17 protein-coding genes and 2 pseudogenes are annotated in these 18,204 nt (G+C 64.4%); 14 read left to right on the top strand and 5 right to left on the bottom strand.

The features are described 5' to 3' along the window. Positions 1-175: 175 nt before the first annotated feature. Positions 176-565: a DUF6319 family protein gene (locus QUE68_RS10170; protein ID WP_284233804.1), complete on the top strand. Its 390-nt coding sequence runs from the start codon at positions 176-178 to the stop codon at positions 563-565. Positions 566-613: 48 nt separating this feature from the next. On the opposite strand, the gene QUE68_RS10165 is transcribed toward QUE68_RS10170, so the two are convergent. Continuing rightward, on the bottom strand, positions 614-1,645 hold the full coding sequence (locus QUE68_RS10165) for a LacI family DNA-binding transcriptional regulator (protein ID WP_284233802.1): 1,032 nt from the start codon (positions 1,643-1,645) through the stop codon (positions 614-616). Positions 1,646-1,757: 112 nt separating this feature from the next. On the opposite strand from QUE68_RS10165, the gene QUE68_RS10160 reads away from it, so the two are divergent. The 6 genes from QUE68_RS10160 to QUE68_RS10140 all read left to right on the top strand — a co-directional run bounded on the left by QUE68_RS10160 (position 1,758) and on the right by QUE68_RS10140 (position 6,578). Further along, positions 1,758-3,158 (top strand): sugar porter family MFS transporter, encoded by a 1,401-nt coding sequence (locus QUE68_RS10160; RefSeq protein ID WP_284225921.1) that lies wholly within the window; start codon positions 1,758-1,760, stop codon positions 3,156-3,158. A 63-nt stretch (positions 3,159-3,221) separates the two neighbouring features. Beyond that, entirely contained in the window at positions 3,222-4,253 is a 1,032-nt protein-coding gene (locus QUE68_RS10155; protein WP_284225920.1) for a Gfo/Idh/MocA family protein, read from the top strand. 3 nt (positions 4,254-4,256) lie between these two features. After that, on the top strand, positions 4,257-5,141 hold the full coding sequence (locus QUE68_RS10150; protein WP_284225919.1) for a sugar phosphate isomerase/epimerase family protein: 885 nt from the start codon (positions 4,257-4,259) through the stop codon (positions 5,139-5,141). 40 nt (positions 5,142-5,181) lie between these two features. Further along, on the top strand, positions 5,182-5,520 hold the full coding sequence (locus QUE68_RS29475; protein ID WP_349816661.1) for a GntR family transcriptional regulator: 339 nt from the start codon (positions 5,182-5,184) through the stop codon (positions 5,518-5,520). Further along, positions 5,517-5,669 (top strand): hypothetical protein, encoded by a 153-nt coding sequence (locus QUE68_RS10145; protein ID WP_284225917.1) that lies wholly within the window; start codon positions 5,517-5,519, stop codon positions 5,667-5,669. The genes QUE68_RS29475 and QUE68_RS10145 overlap by 4 nt, the downstream gene beginning before the upstream one ends. After that, positions 5,670-6,578 (top strand): sugar phosphate isomerase/epimerase family protein, encoded by a 909-nt coding sequence (locus tag QUE68_RS10140; protein WP_284225916.1) that lies wholly within the window; start codon positions 5,670-5,672, stop codon positions 6,576-6,578. It abuts the gene before it with no gap. Between the two features lie 21 nt (positions 6,579-6,599). Here the strand turns inward: QUE68_RS10140 and QUE68_RS10135 are convergent, their stop codons facing one another. Next, on the bottom strand, positions 6,600-7,256 hold the full coding sequence (locus QUE68_RS10135) for a TetR family transcriptional regulator (RefSeq protein WP_284225915.1): 657 nt from the start codon (positions 7,254-7,256) through the stop codon (positions 6,600-6,602). A 115-nt stretch (positions 7,257-7,371) separates the two neighbouring features. Here QUE68_RS10135 and QUE68_RS10130 point away from each other — a divergent pair, with 115 nt between their 5' ends. From QUE68_RS10130 to QUE68_RS10115, 4 genes and pseudogenes are all read left to right on the top strand, one after another. Further along, positions 7,372-8,202, top strand: a complete 831-nt coding sequence (locus QUE68_RS10130) for a mycofactocin-coupled SDR family oxidoreductase (RefSeq protein WP_284225914.1) — start codon at positions 7,372-7,374, stop codon at positions 8,200-8,202. Then, positions 8,199-9,002 (top strand): mycofactocin-coupled SDR family oxidoreductase, encoded by an 804-nt coding sequence (locus QUE68_RS10125; RefSeq protein WP_284225913.1) that lies wholly within the window; start codon positions 8,199-8,201, stop codon positions 9,000-9,002. Before QUE68_RS10130 ends, QUE68_RS10125 begins: the two co-directional genes overlap by 4 nt. A gap of 28 nt (positions 9,003-9,030) precedes the next feature. Further along, positions 9,031-9,835 (top strand): annotated as a pseudogene (locus QUE68_RS10120) (carboxymuconolactone decarboxylase family protein). After that, complete coding sequence (locus QUE68_RS10115; RefSeq protein ID WP_454786244.1) at positions 9,832-11,295, top strand: aldehyde dehydrogenase family protein; 1,464 nt, start codon at positions 9,832-9,834, stop codon at positions 11,293-11,295. Before QUE68_RS10120 ends, QUE68_RS10115 begins: the two are co-directional and overlap by 4 nt. Positions 11,296-11,327: 32 nt before the next feature. On the opposite strand, the gene QUE68_RS10110 is transcribed toward QUE68_RS10115, so the two are convergent. Continuing rightward, positions 11,328-11,780 (bottom strand): hypothetical protein, encoded by a 453-nt coding sequence (locus tag QUE68_RS10110; RefSeq protein ID WP_284225911.1) that lies wholly within the window; start codon positions 11,778-11,780, stop codon positions 11,328-11,330. Between the two features lie 227 nt (positions 11,781-12,007). Continuing rightward, positions 12,008-13,288, bottom strand: a complete 1,281-nt coding sequence (locus tag QUE68_RS10105; RefSeq protein WP_284233800.1) for a cytochrome P450 — start codon at positions 13,286-13,288, stop codon at positions 12,008-12,010. 352 nt (positions 13,289-13,640) lie between these two features. On the opposite strand from QUE68_RS10105, the gene QUE68_RS10100 reads away from it, so the two are divergent. The 3 genes and pseudogenes from QUE68_RS10100 to QUE68_RS10090 form a co-directional block, all read left to right on the top strand. Further along, entirely contained in the window at positions 13,641-14,246 is a 606-nt protein-coding gene (locus QUE68_RS10100) for a TetR/AcrR family transcriptional regulator (RefSeq protein WP_284225909.1), read from the top strand. A gap of 186 nt (positions 14,247-14,432) precedes the next feature. Beyond that, a complete protein-coding gene (locus QUE68_RS10095) occupies positions 14,433-15,272 on the top strand; it encodes a mycofactocin-coupled SDR family oxidoreductase (protein WP_284225908.1) in 840 nt (279 codons plus the stop codon). A 70-nt stretch (positions 15,273-15,342) separates the two neighbouring features. Continuing rightward, positions 15,343-15,495, top strand: a pseudogene (locus QUE68_RS10090) (DUF6319 family protein); the annotation flags it as partial. Between the two features lie 40 nt (positions 15,496-15,535). Here QUE68_RS10090 and mgtA read toward each other — a convergent pair. After that, positions 15,536-18,151, bottom strand: coding sequence for a magnesium-translocating P-type ATPase (gene mgtA, locus QUE68_RS10085; RefSeq protein ID WP_286275789.1), 2,616 nt, complete (start codon positions 18,149-18,151; stop codon positions 15,536-15,538). Between the last annotated feature and the right edge of the window lie 53 nt (positions 18,152-18,204).

Below are 18,204 nucleotides of genomic sequence, written 5' to 3'. Positions count from 1 at the left end.
GCACCGAGCGCGTCCCGATGTCGCGGAATGGCCCCGTGCCGACAAACCCGGCAACACTTCGCCGGTAACGCGGCAGGGTCGGCACTTTGCGGCAGGAGCATCGAACGTGTGTTCTAATGGCTCCATCGCCAGCCCGCGGATTGCGGGCGATCCCCAGAAGGAGTTGACCGCCAGTATGACCGTATTCGCTCCGGCAGCAGCAGAAGCGCCAACCACCCCTCACGACATGCCGCGTGCGGCCGCCGTTGCTGAGGAGAAGGCCACGAAGACTCCGGTCAGGAAGTCCGGTGGAAGGAAGACGAAGACTCTCGAGCTGACCCTCACCGTCACCGGCACCGCCGACGGCGAGTGGCGCGCTGAGCTCAAGCAAGGCAACGCATACGTGGCCCGGGATCTCGCGGTCGCAGCGGCCGCGGTCTCCCGTGCGGCGAAGGAATTGCACGAGGACCTGTCCGGCCCGATCGACGAGGTCATCGAGGAAGCACGTTCGCAGCAGACCGCCCGGGTCGCTGCGCTTGAAGCCGAATTGGAAAGCGCGCGTAGGGCTCTCGCCGATCTGGACTGAGATCATGCTGCACCGTTATCGCCAGCGCACTCGTTGTGGAAGATGGCCCTATGAGTCCGCGCGTGGCCCGGCGGTGGTGCCACGGACCATGAGTTTTGGTTCGAGAACCACGTCGGTTTCGACAACGTTTCGTTCTTCCATCATCTCGATCGCGAGTCGAACTGCGTGCCGCGCGATCCCGGCGGCATCTTGGTGCACGGTCGTCAAGTCGATCAGCGGGTAGTCGGACAGCCGGCTGTCGTCGAAACCGATCAACGACACCTCCGACGGGACCTTGACACCCGCCCGGGTGAACACGTCGAGCAAGCCCAGTGCACAACGATCGTTGCCCGCCAGAATGGCCGTGGGCAGACTGGATTCGGCCAGAAATGCCATGGCAGCATGCGCGCCTGCCTCTTCCGTGTGGGCGCCGGGAATGACCCGGGTGTGCGCTTCCAGGCCATGGCTACGCATCGCCGCTCGATAGGCGCGACGCCGCTCAGTCGAACCGGGACCCGTGCCGCCGTCGACGTGGTGGATGTCGCGGTGGCCGAGTTCGGACAGGTACGCCACCGCCTGCCGAATGCCCTTGGCGTCGGCGGTGCGTACTGACCCCAGCCCACGCCCCGCTGCCTCGAGGGCCGCGTCGACGACGATCTTCCTGCCGACGACGATGACTGGCACCCTCTCTGCCAGCGCCTGCAACTGCGCCTGGTTGGAGGTTGGGCCCAACAGGATGAGGCCACCGCAGCGGTGGCTGATCAACGCCTCGATGGACGTGGACTCGTCTCGATCGGGGAGGTTGGCACTCAAGAGCACGTCATAGCCAGCACCTTCCGCCGCGGGATAGATGTCGGTAACCATCTCGGCCTGAAAGGGTTGGCGGACGTCCATCAGCACGCCGATGGTGCGGCTTCGGCCGCGCGCGAGCAGCTGCGCCGCGGAGTCCGGGCGGTATCCGATGTGATCGGCGACCTCGAGCACGCGGCGTCGGGTTTCCTCGCTGGCACCTGGCTTACCGCTCAGGATGAACGAGACAAGAGTCCTCGACACGCCGGCACGCAACGCCACGTCGGCCATCGTGGGGCGAGAGACGGCCATCGCCATCCCCTTCCGTTGTGACGGTTGACACATTAGAACGACCTGGTCCATAGTAGTCCTCACGCGCGTTACTAACGCGCTTTAGTCGAAGTCGAATCAGGGGTTTCTTGACATGAATTCAAAGACCGAGCCAGGCCCCTCGTCAGGGCGATTCCTGTCGAAGCTGACCGTCATCGCCACTCTCGGCGGGCTGCTGTTCGGCTACGACACCGGCGTAATCTCGGGCGCGCTGCTCTACATGAAGGACGACCTCCACCTGAGCTCCTTCGGCGAAGCAACGGTCGTCAGCTCGCTGCTCTTCCCGGGCGCCGCACTCGGCGCGCTGTTCGGCGGTCGGATCGCCGACAAGATCGGCCGCAAACGCATGCTGCTCGTCTGTGGCGCCATCTTCCTCGTCGGAGCGCTAGGTTGCGCTCTCGCCCCCAACGTCCAGATCATGGTCGCCGCCCGCATCGTCCTTGGCCTTGGCGTTGGCGCAGCGTCGGTGACCTGCCCGCTCTACCTGGCCGAAATGGCGCCGCCAGAACGGCGCGGCCGCATGGTGACGATCAACGAGCTCATGATCGTCACGGGACAGATGCTGGCGTTCGCAATGAATGCCCTGCTGGACCACGTAATTCACGACGCAAACGTCTGGCGCATCATGCTCGCCGTCGCCGCAGTTCCTGCCCTCGCCCTTCTGATCGGCATGACGTTCCTGCCCGATTCACCCCGCTGGTACGGCTTGAAGAATCGGTTCGACGAGGCCCGCACCGTGCTGGGCTTGAGCCTGGAACCGAAGGAGGCCGACGCGGAGTTCGCCGCCATCGTTCAACATGCCGAACGCACCATGACCAACCGGACCCCATGGACGGTCATTCGTGACGTGCCGTGGATCCGCAAGGTGGTGCTGATCGGCTGCGGCCTAGCCATCGTGCAGCAAGCCACCGGCATCAACACCGTGAACTACTACGCCCCAACCATTCTCGAACAGAGCGGGCTCGGCGTGAGCGCTGCGCTCATCGCGACCATCGCCGTCGGCGTCACCTCGGTCGTCACCACGATCATCGGGATCATCCTGCTGGGTTACATCGGCCGACGGACGATGCTGTTGATCGGGTTCACCGGAGTCGCCGCCTCCCAAGCTGCTTTGGCGCTGACCTTTCTGCTGCCCGAAACCACCACCCGCAGTTACGTCATCCTGGCCTGCATGATTCTCTTCGTCGCCTTCGTCCAGATGTTCATCGGAACCTGTGTCTGGCTGCTGCTCTCGGAGATCTTCCCGATGAGCATCCGTGGCTTCGCCATGGGCATCGCCGTGTTCATCCTGTGGTGCACCAACGCCGCCATCTCGTTCCTGTTCCCGGTGCTCAACTCTTCGCTGGGGTCGACGGGAACCTTCGGACTGTTCGTCCTGGTCAACCTGGTTTCGCTGTTCTTCGTGTGGCGCCATGTGCCGGAAACCAAGGGCACGACCCTGGAGGAACTCGAGGACCGCTTCGAAGCCCAAGGCCTCGCGACGTCCTCCGTCTGAGCTCTCGGGAACAACCGCACCACATCGCCACCTGCTCAATCGATTACAGGAGTTCCACGAACCATGACTGATCTACGGATTGCCGTCCTCGGTGTCGGGATGATGGGCGCCGACCACGTGAAGCGCATCGGCGCGAGGATCGCCGGCGCCCGCGTCGCCGTCGTCAACGACTTCGTGACCGAGAAAGCCGAACAGCTCGCCGCCACCATCCCCGGCTGCCGCGCGATATCCGACCCGCTGGATGCGATCGCCGATGCGGATGTCGACGCCGTCATCCTGGCGACGCCCGGCACGACGCACGAGAAGCAACTGCTGGCGTGCATCGAGCACGGCAAGCCGGTGATGTGTGAGAAACCGCTGACGACCGACGTGGCGACCTCGCTCGAGGTGGTCAAGCGTGAGGCCGAAACGGGGAAGCGTCTGATCCAGGTGGGCTTCATGCGGCGCTTCGATGCCGAGTACGCCGCGCTGAAGACGCTTCTGGACAACGGCGAGCTCGGACGCCCGCTGGTGATGCATTGCGCGCACCGCAACGCCGCCGTCCCGCCCAACTTCGACAGCTCGATGATCGTCAAGGACTCACTGGTTCACGAGGTCGACGTCACCCGCTTCCTGTTCGACGAGGAGATCACCTCGATACAGCTCATCACGCCCGCAGCTTCCTCGAATGCGCCCGAGGGACTTCAGGATCCGCAGATCGCGATCTTGAGGACAAGCACGGGAAAACACGTTGATGTCGAACTATTCGTCACGACCGGGGTCGCCTACGAGGTGCGCACCGAGGTCGTGGGCGACAAGGGCAGTGCGATGATCGGCCTCGACGTCGGACTCGTCCGCAAGAGCGCGCCGGGCCACTGGGGCGGTCAGATCACCCCCAGCTTCGTGGAGCGGTTCGGCGCGGCCTATGACACCGAGATCCAGCGCTGGGTGAACGCGGTCAGTGGCGGACACCCAACCGGGAGCTACATCGACGGACCAGGCGCGTGGGACGGTTACGCGGCGGCAGCGGTCTGCGCGGCAGGCGTGAAGTCTCTGGAATCCGGCCAGCCCGTCGCCGTCGAGATGGTGTCCCGCGATTCGATCAAGGGAGCCTGACTCGTGAAGATCGCCCTCGACCCCACGCCGTTTCACCACGACTTCGACCTGCTCGAATTCCCCCGCGTCGTGGCTGAACTGGGATACGAGAACCTACAGCTGACCCCGCACCGGGATTTCATCCCGTTCTACAACCACCCCCGCGCCGACGACGATCTGGTCGCGAAGTTCCGCAAGGCCTGCGAGCACGCAGGAGTGGGTATCGCCTCGGTCCTACCCGTGCTGCGGTGGTCGGGTCCCGACGAGGATGCCCGCGAATCGGCCGTGCGGAACTGGAAGCGCGTCATCCAGATCACCGTCGACCTCGGGGTGAACGTCATCAACACCGAGTTCTCCGGCCGACCCGAACGGGCCGAGGAGTCCGAGCGGGCGTTCTTCCGGTCCATGGAGGAACTGATGCCGATCTTCGAACGCGAAGGCATCGACGTGCGCATCGACCCCCATCCCGACGACTTCGTCGAGGACGGCTTCGAAGCGGTACGCATCATCCGCGGCGTCAACTCTCCCAACCTGGGCATGGTGTACGTCGCGTGCCACACATATCACATGGGGGGCAACATGATTGACATCATGCGGGCCGCAGGCGACCGACTGCGGCTGGTCCACGTCGCCGACACCATGGATCACCATCGCAGCCACGGACTGCGATACATCACCAACCCACCCGGCAACCCCGTCCGGGTGCACCAGCACCTGAAGATCGGCGACGGCGACGTCGACTGGGACGAGTTCTTCACCGGCCTCGCCGAGATCGACTTCTACGACCGCCCCGACACCGTCATGGTGTCCTCGGTGTTCGCCGAAGACGAGAATGCGCACGACGTATCGCGCTACCAGCTCGCCACCATGACCGACTACGTCTCCAAGTACCGGCGGTGGTCGGCGTGACCTCTGAACCCAGCACGAATCTCTGCCCCCGGGGCCTCGCGTGACCACGAGACTGGTGATCGCCGCCGACCTTCGCCCGGCGAGCCCAATCCCGCTGTACTACCAACTTGCCGAACGAATCTCAGCCGCCGTCTGCTGTGCGACATTCCCTCTCGGCACCGTCCTCGAGTCCGAACCAGCGATGGCCCGCCGGCTAGGTATCTCGCGCAACACGGTGCGTCGTGCCATGGGAATCCTGCACGAGCAGCGGATCATTGCTCGCCGCAAGGGCGGACCGCACGCCGTCGTTGCTACCACCGCTGGCCACGCCGGAGTCGGGTACTGCGCACCGGCTTCATTAGTTCCGTCCATCAAACCTGAAGGGAAACAGCTCGAATGAAGCATGGTGTCACCGCAATCCTGCATGATTGCCCACTGCGCGAGGCGTTGGAGGGCATCGATTCGAACAGGGCCGTCAACGTCGAGCTCGAGGGCCTTCGAATTGCAGCCGACACCCTCAAGACCGCCGACTCTGAAATGGTGAGCTAAATGAGCAGCATTCTCGTCGGTTCAGCCCCCGACTCCTGGGGCGTGTGGTTTCCCGACGACCCCAATCAAACCCCTTACACCCGCTTCCTCGACGAGGTCGCGGCCTCGGGCTACGAGTGGATCGAACTGGGGCCCTTCGGGTACCTGCCCACCGACCCCGCGCAATTGGCCGACGAACTCGCCGCCCGCAACCTGAAGCTCTCCGCGGGAACGGTGTTCGAACACCTTCACCAAGATGACTCCTGGGATGCGGTGTGGAAGCAGATCGAGGACGTCGCCAAGCTCACTGCCGCCGTCGGGGGCAAGCACGTGGTCGTCATCCCCGAAATGTGGCGCGACCCCGCCACCGGCGCCGTCGTCGAAGACCGCAGCCTCACCCCCGAACAGTGGCGCAAGAAGACCACGGGCATGAACGAACTCGGCACGGCCATGTACGAGAAGTACGGCGTGCGAGCGCAATACCATCCCCACGCCGACAGCCACGTCGACACCGAAGCCAACGTCTACCGCTTCCTCGACGGCACCGACGGCGACGTCGTCAACCTGTGCCTGGACACCGGCCACATCAGCTACTGCGGCGGTGACAACCTCGCCATCATCGAACGCGCTCCCGAACGCATCGGCTACCTGCACCTCAAGCAGGTCGATCCCGTCGTGCGCGCCAAGGTCGAAGCCGAGGACCTGCCGTTCGGTGAGGCGGTCAAACTGGGCGCCATGATCGAACCGCCCCTGGGCATCCCGGACATGCCTCCATTGCTGGCGGCCATCGAGCGGCTCGGCATCGACGTGTTCGCCATCGTCGAGCAGGACATGTACCCCTGCGCGATCGACGCTCCCCTACCGATCGCCCAACGCACCCGAAAGTATCTGGGAGCCTGCGGCGTTCCCTCCGTCCGCTTCAGAGAGTGAAGAACGTCTGGCCCGGGCGGATCAGCGTCGAACGCCGCGGCCGGACACTCCTTCCTTATGCCCGCGACGAGACGGCGGACGTTTCTTCTGCTGACTCGCTTCATATCCGGTCGTCAGGTAGAACACGGTGCGATCGAGCGCGGGCACGATATCGGTGATGGCGATCTCACCCGCAGCGAAGCGCCCGAGTAGCCCGTACACGAGGCTGGAGATGATGGCATCGAGGTCGGCGATGAAGACGTCGTCGACGTCTGCGAGTATCTCGAGACCCGTTGGCACCACGATGTCCAAGCCTTGACGAAGGAGCTTCTGTCCGCTCGGCGAGGACCGGACGCGAAAGAACGCCGTCAACATGGCTGGGTGTTCTTCCCACGGTTCGAAGATCGTCCGCAGCAAGCCCATTAGCGCGGCATACAGCGACTCCCCCTGCTCCCGACTCTGTTTGGACACACCGGAATACCGGTTCTCCTCCATCCAGGTTTCCAATGCGGCAAGTATCAAATCATCTCGGGTCATATAGCGCTTGTAGATGGTGGCCAGTGACACTCGGGCACGACGGGCGACCTCGCGCAGTTGCACTGCGTCGTACCCGTCGGCCTCGAGAATGTCTACGACGATGGCCAGGACGGGGTCCGCTGCGCGACCACTTGCGCGGTTCGTTGGCGGCGTAACGCCCATGTCCAGTCACCTTGCTTGCCGTCGGAGAGTAACCAGGTTACCGTACCGTGAGTAACACGGTTACTTACGTCACGTCCACGGTCGAGATGTGGCGAGCACAACGAAGCGAGGACTGATGGGATCACTAGACGGCAAGGTCGCCTTCATCACGGGGGTCGCCCGCGGTCAGGGCCGGAGCCACGCGGTTCGGCTGGCCGCTGACGGCGCCAACATCATCGGAGTCGACATCTGTGCCGACATTCCGTCGAACGGCTATCCGATGGCCAGCCGTGACGAGCTGGACGAGACCGTAGCTCTCGTCGAGGCCCAAGGAGGGAAGATGCTGGCCTCTGTCGCCGACGTCCGCGACTTCCACGCGCTGAAATCGGCGCTGGACGCCGGAGTCGAGCACTTCGGCCGTTTGGACATCGTGTGCGCCAACGCAGGCATCGCATCGATGGCGTTCCGCGAGTTGACCATCGAGGAGGACCTCGAGCAGTGGACCGACGTCCTGAACGTGAACCTGGTTGGCGCTTTTCACACCGCAAAGGCAGCCATACCGCACCTGATCGCCGGTGAGCGCGGCGGTTCGATCGTCTTCACGAGTTCCACCGCCGGACTGAAGGGCTTCGGCGGCATGCAAGGCGGCGGCCTTGGCTACGCCGCTTCCAAGCACGGGATCGTCGGCCTGATGAGGACACTCGCCAATGCGTTGGCGCCCAACAGTATCCGAGTCAACACCGTGCATCCCACGGCGGTGAACACGATGATGGCGGTCAATCCGGCCATGACGGCGTTCCTGGAGAACTACCCCGACGGCGGGCCGCACCTACAGAACCCGATGCCGGTGGCCCTCCTGGAACCCGAGGTCATCAGCGCGGCGATCGCCTTCCTCGTGTCCGACGAAGGCAAGTACGTCACCGGCGTCACGTTCCCGGTCGACGCCGGCTTCTGCAACAAGCTATGACCGGCCGCGTCGCAGGCAAACGCGTCCTCGTAACCGGGGCGGCCCGAGGTATGGGGCGTAGCCACGCAGTCAGGCTCGCCGAAGAAGGCGCCGACCTCATTCTCGTCGATATCTGCACATCGCTGCCGGACGTGGAGTATCCGCTGTCCACCCGCGAGGATCTCGAAGAGACGGTGCGCCTGGTCGAGCAACATGGGCGCGTGGCGATCAGCCACGTCGTCGACGTGCGAGACGCAAAGGCATTGTCCGAGGCCGTGAACGACGGAGTGGCCATGCTCGGTGGACTCGACGCGGCCGTGGCCAATGCCGGGGTCCTCACCGTCGGGACCTGGGACACCACGACGTCCGAGCAGTGGCGCACCGTCGTCGACGTCAACCTCATCGGCACGTGGAACACCTGCTCTGCGGCGCTACCGCATCTCGTCGGGCGCGGCGGCAGCCTGGTCAACATCAGTTCGGCGGCTGGGCTCAAGGGCACCCCCCTGCACACCCCGTACACGGCGTCAAAGCACGGCGTCGTCGGTTTGAGCCGAGCACTCGCCAATGAGCTTGCAGCAGTGAATGTGCGCGTGAACACCGTGCACCCGACCGGCGTGGAGACCGGGATGCAACCGGCGACACTGCACGGACTGCTGGCCGAGGCGCGTCCCGACCTCGTTCCGATCTTCCTCAACGCGCTGCCCATCGTGATGGCCGAGCCAATCGACATCAGCAACGCCGTGTTGTTCCTCATCTCCGACGAGGCGCGGTACGTGACGGGTCTCGAGTTCAAGGTCGACGCCGGCGTCACCCTCCGGTGACACCTACTCCGAGCAGGAAGCCCACCTAATGCCGACATTCGACACCGACCGCGCCGAACGCGGAAGACGCGCGTTCGCCGACGTCATGACCTTCGACGCACCCGACGACCAGTCCCCCGTGACGACCAACCTGATCGACTTCGTGTTCGCCGAGGTGTGGCAGCGCCCGACGTTGAGTCGACGGGACCGTCGGTTCATCACGCTGGCCTGTGTCGGTGCCGCCGACGCCGAGGGCCCCCTGTGCGACCACGTCTACGCCGCCTTGAACAGCGGTGACGTGACGATCACCGAGATTCGGGAAGTGGTACTCCATTTCGCCGTGTACGCGGGCTGGCCCAAGGCGTCGCGGTTCAACATGGTCGTCGACGACCAGTGGGAGAGAATTCATCGCGACCGCGGCCAACCCGCACCGTCCGACGATCCGTTGCTTCCGCTGACCACACCGAGCGATCCCGAGGCACGGCTGGCCGTTGGAGAGCAATCCTTCAAGGACATCAACTGCCTGCCGTTCGCGCCTGTACGGGACAATCCGTTTCAGGGCGCAGGCATCCTGAACTTCGTCTTCGGTGAGATGTGGTTGCGGCCAGGATTGGAGATGAAGGCACGGCGTCTGGTGACGGTCGCGTGCGTGGCCTTCCAGGACGCCCCGTATCCGATCTTGAGTCACGTCTACGCAGCCCTGAAGAGTCGCGACATCTCCTTCGACGAAATGGATGAATTGGCCCTGCATTTCGCCGCGTACTACGGCTGGCCCAAGGCCTCGCACCTAAACCAGGTCATCGGCGCAGAAGCAACGCATCCTCGAAGAATGGCGCGCCGAGGCGGAATCGTGACCTCTACTGCCCCCGCCTTCGCCAAGCCGGTCGGACTCCTCATCGGCGGAGACCGCATCACCTCGTCATCGGAGGGAACCCACCAACACGTGTACCCGGCGACGGGTCTACCAAATGCGACCGTCGTACTCGCCGGCGCACGAGAGATCGATCAGGCAGTTGCATCATCTCGCGCGGCGCAGCGGGAGTGGGCCGCGTTGACGGTCGACCGCCGCCGGGACCTGATGCTCGATCTGGCCGACGCGGTGCACGACGACCTCGACGTACTCGCCAAACTCAACGTTCTCGACTACGCCGTCCCCATCTCCTTCGCCGGAACGGCACTGCTGTTGGAGCGTTTCCTGCGGCACTTCGCGGGCTATGCGGACAAGCCTCACGGGTCCAGTACGCCGGTCAACGGTTCCTTCGACATCAACCTGATCGAGCGTGAGCCGTTCGGGGTCGTCGGCGTCATCACCCCGTGGAACGGCGCGTTGGCCGTCGCAGCGTCCTGCGTCGCGCCAGCCTTGGCAGCAGGAAATGCGGTCGTGCTCAAACCTTCCGAGCTGGCACCACTGGCTGCGTTGCGGTTCGGCGAGCTATGCCTCGAGGCTGGCCTTCCACCAGGGCTGGTCAACGTCGTGCCTGCGGGGGCCGCCGGCGGGAACGCCCTGGTATGCCACCCCGGCATTCGCAAGGTCTTCTTCACTGGCGGCGGAACCACCGCCCGCGCCGTTCTGCAAGCCGCCGCGACGAACCTGACACCTGTCGTCGCCGAACTTGGCGGCAAGTCGGCCAACGTCGTCTTCGACGATGCCGATCTCGACGCCGCCGCAATGCTTTCCGCACACCAGGGCCCCCTGATGCAATCCGGGCAAAGCTGTGCCTGCGCCAGCCGCATCCTGGTACAGGATTCGGTGTACGACGCGTTCGTCGACAAGTTTCTGGCCGTCATCGATCTCGCGAACGTCGGCGATCCGTTCGACCCCACCGTGACGTTCGGACCGGTCATCAGCGATACGGCAGCGGACCGAATCGTCTCCGTCATCGACGACGCCGTCGAGAACCGGGCCGGAACGTTGCTCGCGGGCGGCAACCGCATGGGTGGCGCACTTGCACAGGGGTTCTACGTCGAACCAACGGTCTTCGGCCGCGTCGACAACCAGTCGATACTGGCTCAATTGGAGACCTTCGGCCCAGTCGTGTCCATCATGAGCTTCCGCGACGAAGCCGAGGCGGTGTACCTCGCCAACGACACCCCGTACGGTCTGAACGCCTTCGTCCACACCCGCGGCCTCGCGCGGGCCCACGGGGTGGCGCGTCGCCTCGAGGCTGGCTCCGTATGGATCAACACGTTCAGCGACATCTCACCTCAAGGCCCGTACGGCGGTTACAAGCAGAGCGGTTTCGGCCGCACTGGCGGCGCCGAGGGACTGCAGGAGTTCCTTCAGGTCAAGAACATCAGAATTGCCATGGGTTGACGATCCCGCACCGTCCGTGGAACTGATCAACCTCAAAATCGCTGCAGCACGAAGGCATAGGCGTCGGTGGCCCCAGGGCTGCCGTAGCAGCCCACGTCATACGTCGATTCGATGCTGCCGGCCAGCGTCGCGGCGTCCCACGAGTACACGTCGTGCGACGGCAGGTTGTAGCCGATGCAGCGCACTCCATCGGGCACGTCGACGGTGAGGGTGTAACGGCCGTCGGAGAAGAACGCGCTCTGCTGGAAGGCCTGGCTCTTCAGCGGCCGCGGGATGGCGCGCACGTTCACCGTATCCGTAGCCGGAGCGATGATGGGATCCTCGAAGTACGTGCCGCAGTCGGGCGCGCCGCAGGAATGCATCACCGACCAGATCCACGTGTGATCGTTCCACCGGTCGGTGACGAGCTCGTAGTTTCCGATCCGCATCGGACTGGCGTTCGCGGCCGGAGCCAGCAGAATCGCGGCTGCGAGTGCCGACGTCATGGCCAGCATTGAGGTCCTAGTCCTGATCATGATGGTCTCAGTTCGTCGAAGGTGAAAGGTGTTGCGTTAAGGCATCTGAGCGCCCAAGGCCGGCGACCCCAGCTGCGTGTACACGGGCTTTGCTCTGGAATCGTCGGCCAGCGCCGCAATGTCATTGCCCTTCTCCTTCGCCGACGACGATGGGACCGTTGCCGCGTTGGTAGGCATCGGTGGTGGAGGTGGGGCCGCTAACTGGAGGTGTCGAACTCGATGTGCAGTTCGGTGAGACCCCTTAGCAAGAAGGTGGGCTCATAGGAGTAGCGCCTGTCGTCCACGGCGCCATGGACGGTGTCGTCGATCCTGATGTTTCGCATGCGGTCCAGGAGCCGTCGGACGGTGATCTGGCCCTCCACCCGGGCCAGGGGCGCTCCTGCGCAGGTGTGGATGCCGCGTCCGAACGCGATGTGCTCGCGCACGTTCTTGCGGTCCGGTTGAAACTTCTGGGGGTCGTCGAACTTTCGCGGGTCGCGGTTGGCGGCGCCGAGGCAGAGCATCACGACGGTCCCAGCGGGCAGGTGGACACCGCCGAGTGTGGTGGTCTTGCGGACCAGCCGGAAGTCGACCTTCGTCGGGGAGTGCATCCGCAGCGCTTCTTCGATGAACGTCGGTATGCCATCTGGGTTCTCGCGCAGTTCCTGCTGAAACTCCGGTCGCTCACCCAGGGCTTGAACGGCGGCGCTGAGCAGCTTGGTGACCGTCTCCTGGCCGGCGGCGAACAGGAAGGTTGCGGGCTTCACCACTTCGATCAGGTCCGGGGTGGTGCCGTCGGGGTACGAGGCGGTGGCCATTCCGCTGAGGACGTCCCCGACGGGTTCACGTCGGCGTTCGGCGATGTACCCGGCGAACTTGTCGTCGAGATAGCGCAACGGATCCCGCCCTACCGGTGCTCCATCGAGTGAGCCAACCTGACGGCCGCTGGGCTGTTCGGCACCCAGTGCGGACAGGAACTCGGGGCGATCTTCCTGAGGGACACCGAGCAGGTCGATGATGGCCGAGGTGGCAAAGGGCCGTGCGTATTCGGAGAGGAACTCGCACTTGCCGTTTGCGATGAACTGGTCCAGCTGGCTGTCGACCAGCTGCCACATGTAGTCCTCGTTCTCCTTGAGTCGCCGCGGGGTCAGCAGTTTCGCCAGCAGCGAGCGGGCCCGTTCGTGGTTGGGCGGATCCATGACGACCATGTGCTCGAAGATCGGGAACTGATGACGGTGCGCCTCGATCTGGGCGGTGATGTCATCGCCTTCGGGTGTGAACGGCAAAGGGGGAAACGGTCCGCCGATGGCGTTGACGGCCGAGAAGGAGTCGTGATCCTTGAACGCCGCCATGACCTCGGCGTAGCCGGTGACCGCGACGACACCGTGGTGCGGCTCGCGGAAGACCGGACCCTGCCCGCGCAGGTATTCGTAGTACTCGTAGGGGTCCTGGCTGACGGCCTGATCGGAGAAGTAATCGATCGACGCGAAGTCGGTCATGGACGTGTCGTCCTTTCGGTGATGATTCGGTCTGACGAATCGGCGGGAGCTCGGGCATGTCCCTCAAGGAAATTCGGGTGCACTCGCCGATCCCGTGCTCCGCTAGTAGGTTTTCGTACGCATTCAGCTGAGCCTGCGTTGCGCTCGTCGGTGTTGGCAGAATCCGCGACGGCTGGCCGGTCGCTGGGCGCTCGGCGAGGCGACTGAGGGGTTCACAGGACGATGGTTACCAGTCATGGGTACGACTCCGATGGCGCAGGACGGGTGCTGATCGAGTGATCAAATGTTAAGGTGGCGCATGTTTAGCACGAGCAGAAACATGGGGTCAACCCCCTCGCAGCGGGGGCGTTGAATGGCAGAGCCCCGCCGGGCGAAGGCCGACGATGGCGGCACCCGAGGACGCCTGATCGAGTCAACGGCGCGGATCATGCGTGACGAGGGGTACGCCGCGGCCACGTCGCGACGCGTGGCGACCGAGGCCGGTGTCAAGCAGGCGCTGGTTTATTACTACTTCCCGACGATGGACGACCTGTTCGTTGAGGTGCTGCGCTCCGGTGCCGAAGTCTCACTGGCCAACATGCGTGCTGCACTCACGAACGACGATCCGTTACGGACGTTGTGGGTGTTGAACAGCGATCCCCGGACAGCGGGGTTGAATACCGAATTCATGGCGTTGGCCAATCATCGCAAGGTGATTCGAACCGAACTGGCCGCCTACGCCGAACGCGTTCGTGACATCGAGACCGCCGCGGTCACCGTCGTGCTGCGGGCCAACGGCATCGATCTGGCCGCGTTCCCACCCGTTGCGGTCTCGATGTTGATCGCGCAAACCGCGCGCAGCCTAAGCAACGAGGACGCCGTCGGCGTTACCCGCGGCCACGACGAACTCCGAGCGTTGGTCGAACGCTTGATGAGCATGCTCAAGACTTTCGCAGCCACCCCAACGCCGCCTAGCTAGGACACTGTTCGGTCCACGCGTGCTGCAGGCGAAAGGCAGCCACGTTCACTCCAACGGACGATCGACCCTGCTTGACAGACCTACGGCCTGGTGTCAGCCTTACTGATCGATCGACCAAAACGGTCGATGCCGGCGGAAACGCTTCGGGGTGTTCCCATCGGCCGCGATGAACAGCGAGGAAGACACATGGCGGGTCGAGTCGAGGGCAAGGTCGCGTTCATCACCGGCGCGGCGCGCGGACAGGGACGCAGTCATGCGGTGCGCCTGGCCGAGGAGGGCGCCGACATCATCGCGGTCGACGTGTGTGGGCCGATCAGTGCCAACAGCCCGATCGCGCCCTCCACGCCGGATGATCTCGCAGAGACCGCCGACCTCATCAAGGGCCTCAATCGGCGCATCGTGACTGCCGAGGTAGACGTGCGTGACTACGACCGACTAAAGGCCGCAGTCGACGGTGGCGTGGAACAGCTCGGACGATTGGACATCATCGTTGCCAATGCCGGCATTGGCAACGGCGGCCAGACGCTCGACAAGACCAGCGAAGAAGACTGGGACGACATGATCGGCGTCAATCTGTCGGGGGTTTGGAAGACCGTCAAAGCTGCTGTCCCACATCTGATCTCCGGCGGCAACGGGGGTTCCATCATCTTGACCAGCTCCGTAGGCGGGCTTAAGGCGTACCCCCACACCGGCCACTACATCGCCGCCAAGCACGGCGTGGTCGGATTGATGCGCACCTTCGCCGTCGAACTCGGCCAGCACTTCATTCGCGTCAACTCCGTGCATCCCACCAATGTGAACACGCCGATGTTCATGAATGAGGGCACGATGAAACTGTTTCGGCCGGACCTGCAGAACCCGGGCCCCGACGACCTGAAGGTTGCCGCCCAGTTCATGCACGTCCTGCCCATCGGCTGGGTAGAACCGGTGGACATCAGTAACGCAGTGTTGTTCCTCGCCTCCGAGGAGTCGCGCTACATCACCGGCCTTCCCGTCACCGTGGACGCTGGAAGCATGCTCAAGTAGAACGACGCAGCGCGGGCATGACGGACGTGGTGGCTGGCGCTGCTGTCCTTACACCGTCAGCCTGCGGATTGCGGTCTCGCGTGCGGCGAAGGAACTGCACGAGGACCTGTCCGGCCCGATCGACGAGGTCATCGAGGAAGCGCGTTCGCAGCAGACTGCCCGGGTCGCTGCGCTCGAAACCGAATTGAAAAGCGCGCGTAAGGTTCTCGCCGATCTGGACTGAGATCATGCTGGACCATGATCGCCAGCGCTCAGCTGTGGGGTCACCCTCGTGGGTGTGTGATCCTGCCGTCATGGCTGAAGCGAGCGGCCCGGCGGTGGATGCGGTGTTCGTGGCCGCGGGCACGCCGCTGTTGTCCGGCGACCTGCATTGGCTCGGAATAGAACACCTTCTTGGTGATCTCCACCAGAACGAGATAGGCGATGGTCATTAGGACCAGTGCACCGAAGAACTGCCACGGCAGGGTGGTGAACCCGAGGCTGTGGGCGATCGGGGAGACGGTGATCGCGATACCGATGGTGATGATCGCGAAGGTCGCCACGGTGATGATGAGGCTGGGTCGGCTGCGGATGAAGGGAACGCGGCGGGTCCGGATGGCGAAGATGATGAGCGTTTGGGTAGCGAGGGATTCCACGAACCACCCGGTGCGGAATTCGGTGGGCCCCGCGTTCAGCACCCCGAGCATCAGTCCGAAGGTCATGAAGTCGAAGAGCGAGCTGATGGGCCCGAACGTGAGCATGAAACGGCGGATGAACGCGATGTTCCAGTGCGACGGTGCGTGCAGCTGCTCGGCGTCCACGTTGTCGGTGGGAATGGCCAGCTGCGAAGTGTCGTAGAGGAGGTTGTTCAGCAGGATCTGACTGGGCAGCATCGGCAAGAAGGACAGCACCGCCGACGCCGCGGCCGCGCTGAACATGTTGCCAAAGTTGCTGGAGGTCCCCATCAGCACGTACTTGATGGTGTTGGCGAAGATGCGCCGGCCCTCGGCGACACCGGCCGCTAGCACGCCCAGGTCCTTCTCCAGCAGCACCACGTCTGCGGCGTCCTTGGCGACGTCGGTCGCGGTATCGACCGAGATGCCCACGTCTGCGGCATGCAGGGCCAGCGCATCGTTGACCCCGTCACCGAGGAAGCCCACCGATCGACCGGTACGCCGCAATGACACGATGAGCCGCGCCTTCTGCTCGGGGGAGATCCTGGCGAAGATGGTGTGGTTCTGCGCCGCATCGTCGAACGCGGTGTCGTCGCAGCCATCCATCTCCGCACCCGTGATGGTGCCCTTCGAAGCCAAACCCAGTTCGGCGCATACCCTTTCCGCGACTTGCGGGTTGTCACCGGTGGCCACCTTGACCTCGATTTCCAACGCAGCCAGCTGTGCCAACGAATCCCGCGCCGCGGGCTTCGGCTCGTCGGCGAACACCAAGAATCCATCGAGCTGCAGTCCCGTTTCGTCGGCGCAGGTGATGGTCGTCAAATGCGGCGCCGGCTTACTTGCCACCGCCACCACGCGCCGGCCGTCGGCGAACAGATTCGCCAAGGTGGCCTGCGCCCGTTCGGGCACCGCCACGCAGAGCGCCAGCACCTGCTCGGGTGCACCCTTGACCACGAGGACACGGCTGCCGTGGTCGTCAACCAGACAGGACATGGCCCGGCGGGTGTGATCGAAGGGCAGCACGGCGACATGACGGACACTCCCGGTGATGAGTCGCTCGGCATGGGGGGATCTCCAGAGGGCGGCGTCCAGCGCATTGGCGCTCACCGCACCGGAGGCCGCGTCGTCGGCACCAGAGGCCAGCAGTCCGGCGCGCAGCACCGCCTCGGTGTGCCCGCCGCCAGGATCCACCGTGTCGACCAGCGTGATCTCACCGTCGGTCAGCGTCCCAGTCTTGTCGGTGACCAGGATGTCGATGTCGCCTAGGTCCTCGATGCACACCAGGCGTTTGACCAGGACATTGATCTTCGCCAGGCGGCGCGACCCGGTCGCGAGGCTGGTGCTGACCACCGCGGGCAGCAGTTGCGGGGTGATCCCCACCGCAATCGCCAGGGCGAACAGCACCGAGTCAATCACCGGGCGTCGCAGCAATAGATTGGTGACCAGGATGAGCACCGTCAGCGTCATCGCCACCCACAGCAGCAGATGCGAGAATCGGCGCAGGCCGGCCTGAAAGTCGGTCTCGGGCTGACGCTCCCCCAGACCGGCGGCGATGCGGCCGAACTCGGAATCCACGCCCGTCGCATACACCAGCCCGACGCCGTCGCCAGCGCTGACGATGGTGCCCATGAACGCCAGATCAGTCGAATCAGCCAGCGCCACACCGGCGTTCACTACTGGCAACGACTTCTCCGACGCCGACGACTCACCTGAGAGAATGCCTTCGTTGCACTCCAGTCCGTCGACCTCGAGCAGCCGGACGTCGGCGGGTACGGCTTCACCGAGCGCCAACCGGATCACGTCGCCGCGGACTAGTTCGGTGACGTCAACGGTCGTGAACTGCCCGTCGCGGCGCACCACGGCGCGGTGATGGACCTGCGAATGCAGCGCCGCAGAGGCGCGTTCGGCGCGGTATTCGTTGACGAACCCGAGTCCGATGCTCGCGCCCAGGATGACGCCGATGATGACCGCCTGGGTGGTGTCGCCCAAGAAGAACGAGAGAATTGCGGTCGCCGCTAGCAATCCGAGCAGGGCGCTGTTCAGCTGCCGACCGAGCACGGCAAGTGCGCTGACCCGGTGCGTGCGAAGGGCGTTGGGACCGTAACGCTTCAGCCGTGCCGAAGCGTCCGCGCCCGTGAGTCCCTGCGTCGAGCTACCCAGCCACTGCAGCACGTCCGCGAGCGGAGCCGAGGCGATCTGCCCCGCGCTTAGCCGCTGCGGAGTCATCGGCCGCGGCTCGGGGACCGACGTGGGGGTGGAGGTGTCCTTCACGCCGCAGG

It is taken from the genome of Mycolicibacterium sp. TUM20985, assembly GCF_030295745.1.
In the GTDB taxonomy this organism is placed as follows: Bacteria; Actinomycetota; Actinomycetes; order Mycobacteriales; family Mycobacteriaceae; genus Mycobacterium.
The sequence above is the reverse complement of the archived record's forward strand: the minus strand, read 5'-3'. Positions and strand labels throughout refer to the sequence as shown.

Excerpts from the sequence above, each read along its gene's own strand:
- QUE68_RS10170 (WP_284233804.1), top strand. The coding sequence starts at position 176 with ATGACCGTATTCGCTCCGGCAGCAGCAGAAGCGCCAACCACCCCTCAC.
- QUE68_RS10165 (WP_284233802.1), bottom strand. The coding sequence starts at position 1,645 with ATGGCCGTCTCTCGCCCCACGATGGCCGACGTGGCGTTGCGTGCCGGC.
- QUE68_RS10160 (WP_284225921.1), top strand. The coding sequence starts at position 1,758 with ATGAATTCAAAGACCGAGCCAGGCCCCTCGTCAGGGCGATTCCTGTCG.
- QUE68_RS10155 (WP_284225920.1), top strand. The coding sequence starts at position 3,222 with ATGACTGATCTACGGATTGCCGTCCTCGGTGTCGGGATGATGGGCGCC.
- QUE68_RS10145 (WP_284225917.1), top strand. The coding sequence starts at position 5,517 with ATGAAGCATGGTGTCACCGCAATCCTGCATGATTGCCCACTGCGCGAG.
- QUE68_RS10140 (WP_284225916.1), top strand. The coding sequence starts at position 5,670 with ATGAGCAGCATTCTCGTCGGTTCAGCCCCCGACTCCTGGGGCGTGTGG.
- QUE68_RS10135 (WP_284225915.1), bottom strand. The coding sequence starts at position 7,256 with ATGGGCGTTACGCCGCCAACGAACCGCGCAAGTGGTCGCGCAGCGGAC.
- QUE68_RS10130 (WP_284225914.1), top strand. The coding sequence starts at position 7,372 with ATGGGATCACTAGACGGCAAGGTCGCCTTCATCACGGGGGTCGCCCGC.
- QUE68_RS10125 (WP_284225913.1), top strand. The coding sequence starts at position 8,199 with ATGACCGGCCGCGTCGCAGGCAAACGCGTCCTCGTAACCGGGGCGGCC.
- QUE68_RS10110 (WP_284225911.1), bottom strand. The coding sequence starts at position 11,780 with ATGACGTCGGCACTCGCAGCCGCGATTCTGCTGGCTCCGGCCGCGAAC.
- QUE68_RS10105 (WP_284233800.1), bottom strand. The coding sequence starts at position 13,288 with ATGACCGACTTCGCGTCGATCGATTACTTCTCCGATCAGGCCGTCAGC.
- QUE68_RS10100 (WP_284225909.1), top strand. The coding sequence starts at position 13,641 with ATGGCAGAGCCCCGCCGGGCGAAGGCCGACGATGGCGGCACCCGAGGA.
- QUE68_RS10095 (WP_284225908.1), top strand. The coding sequence starts at position 14,433 with ATGGCGGGTCGAGTCGAGGGCAAGGTCGCGTTCATCACCGGCGCGGCG.
- mgtA (WP_286275789.1), bottom strand. The coding sequence starts at position 18,151 with ATGACTCCGCAGCGGCTAAGCGCGGGGCAGATCGCCTCGGCTCCGCTC.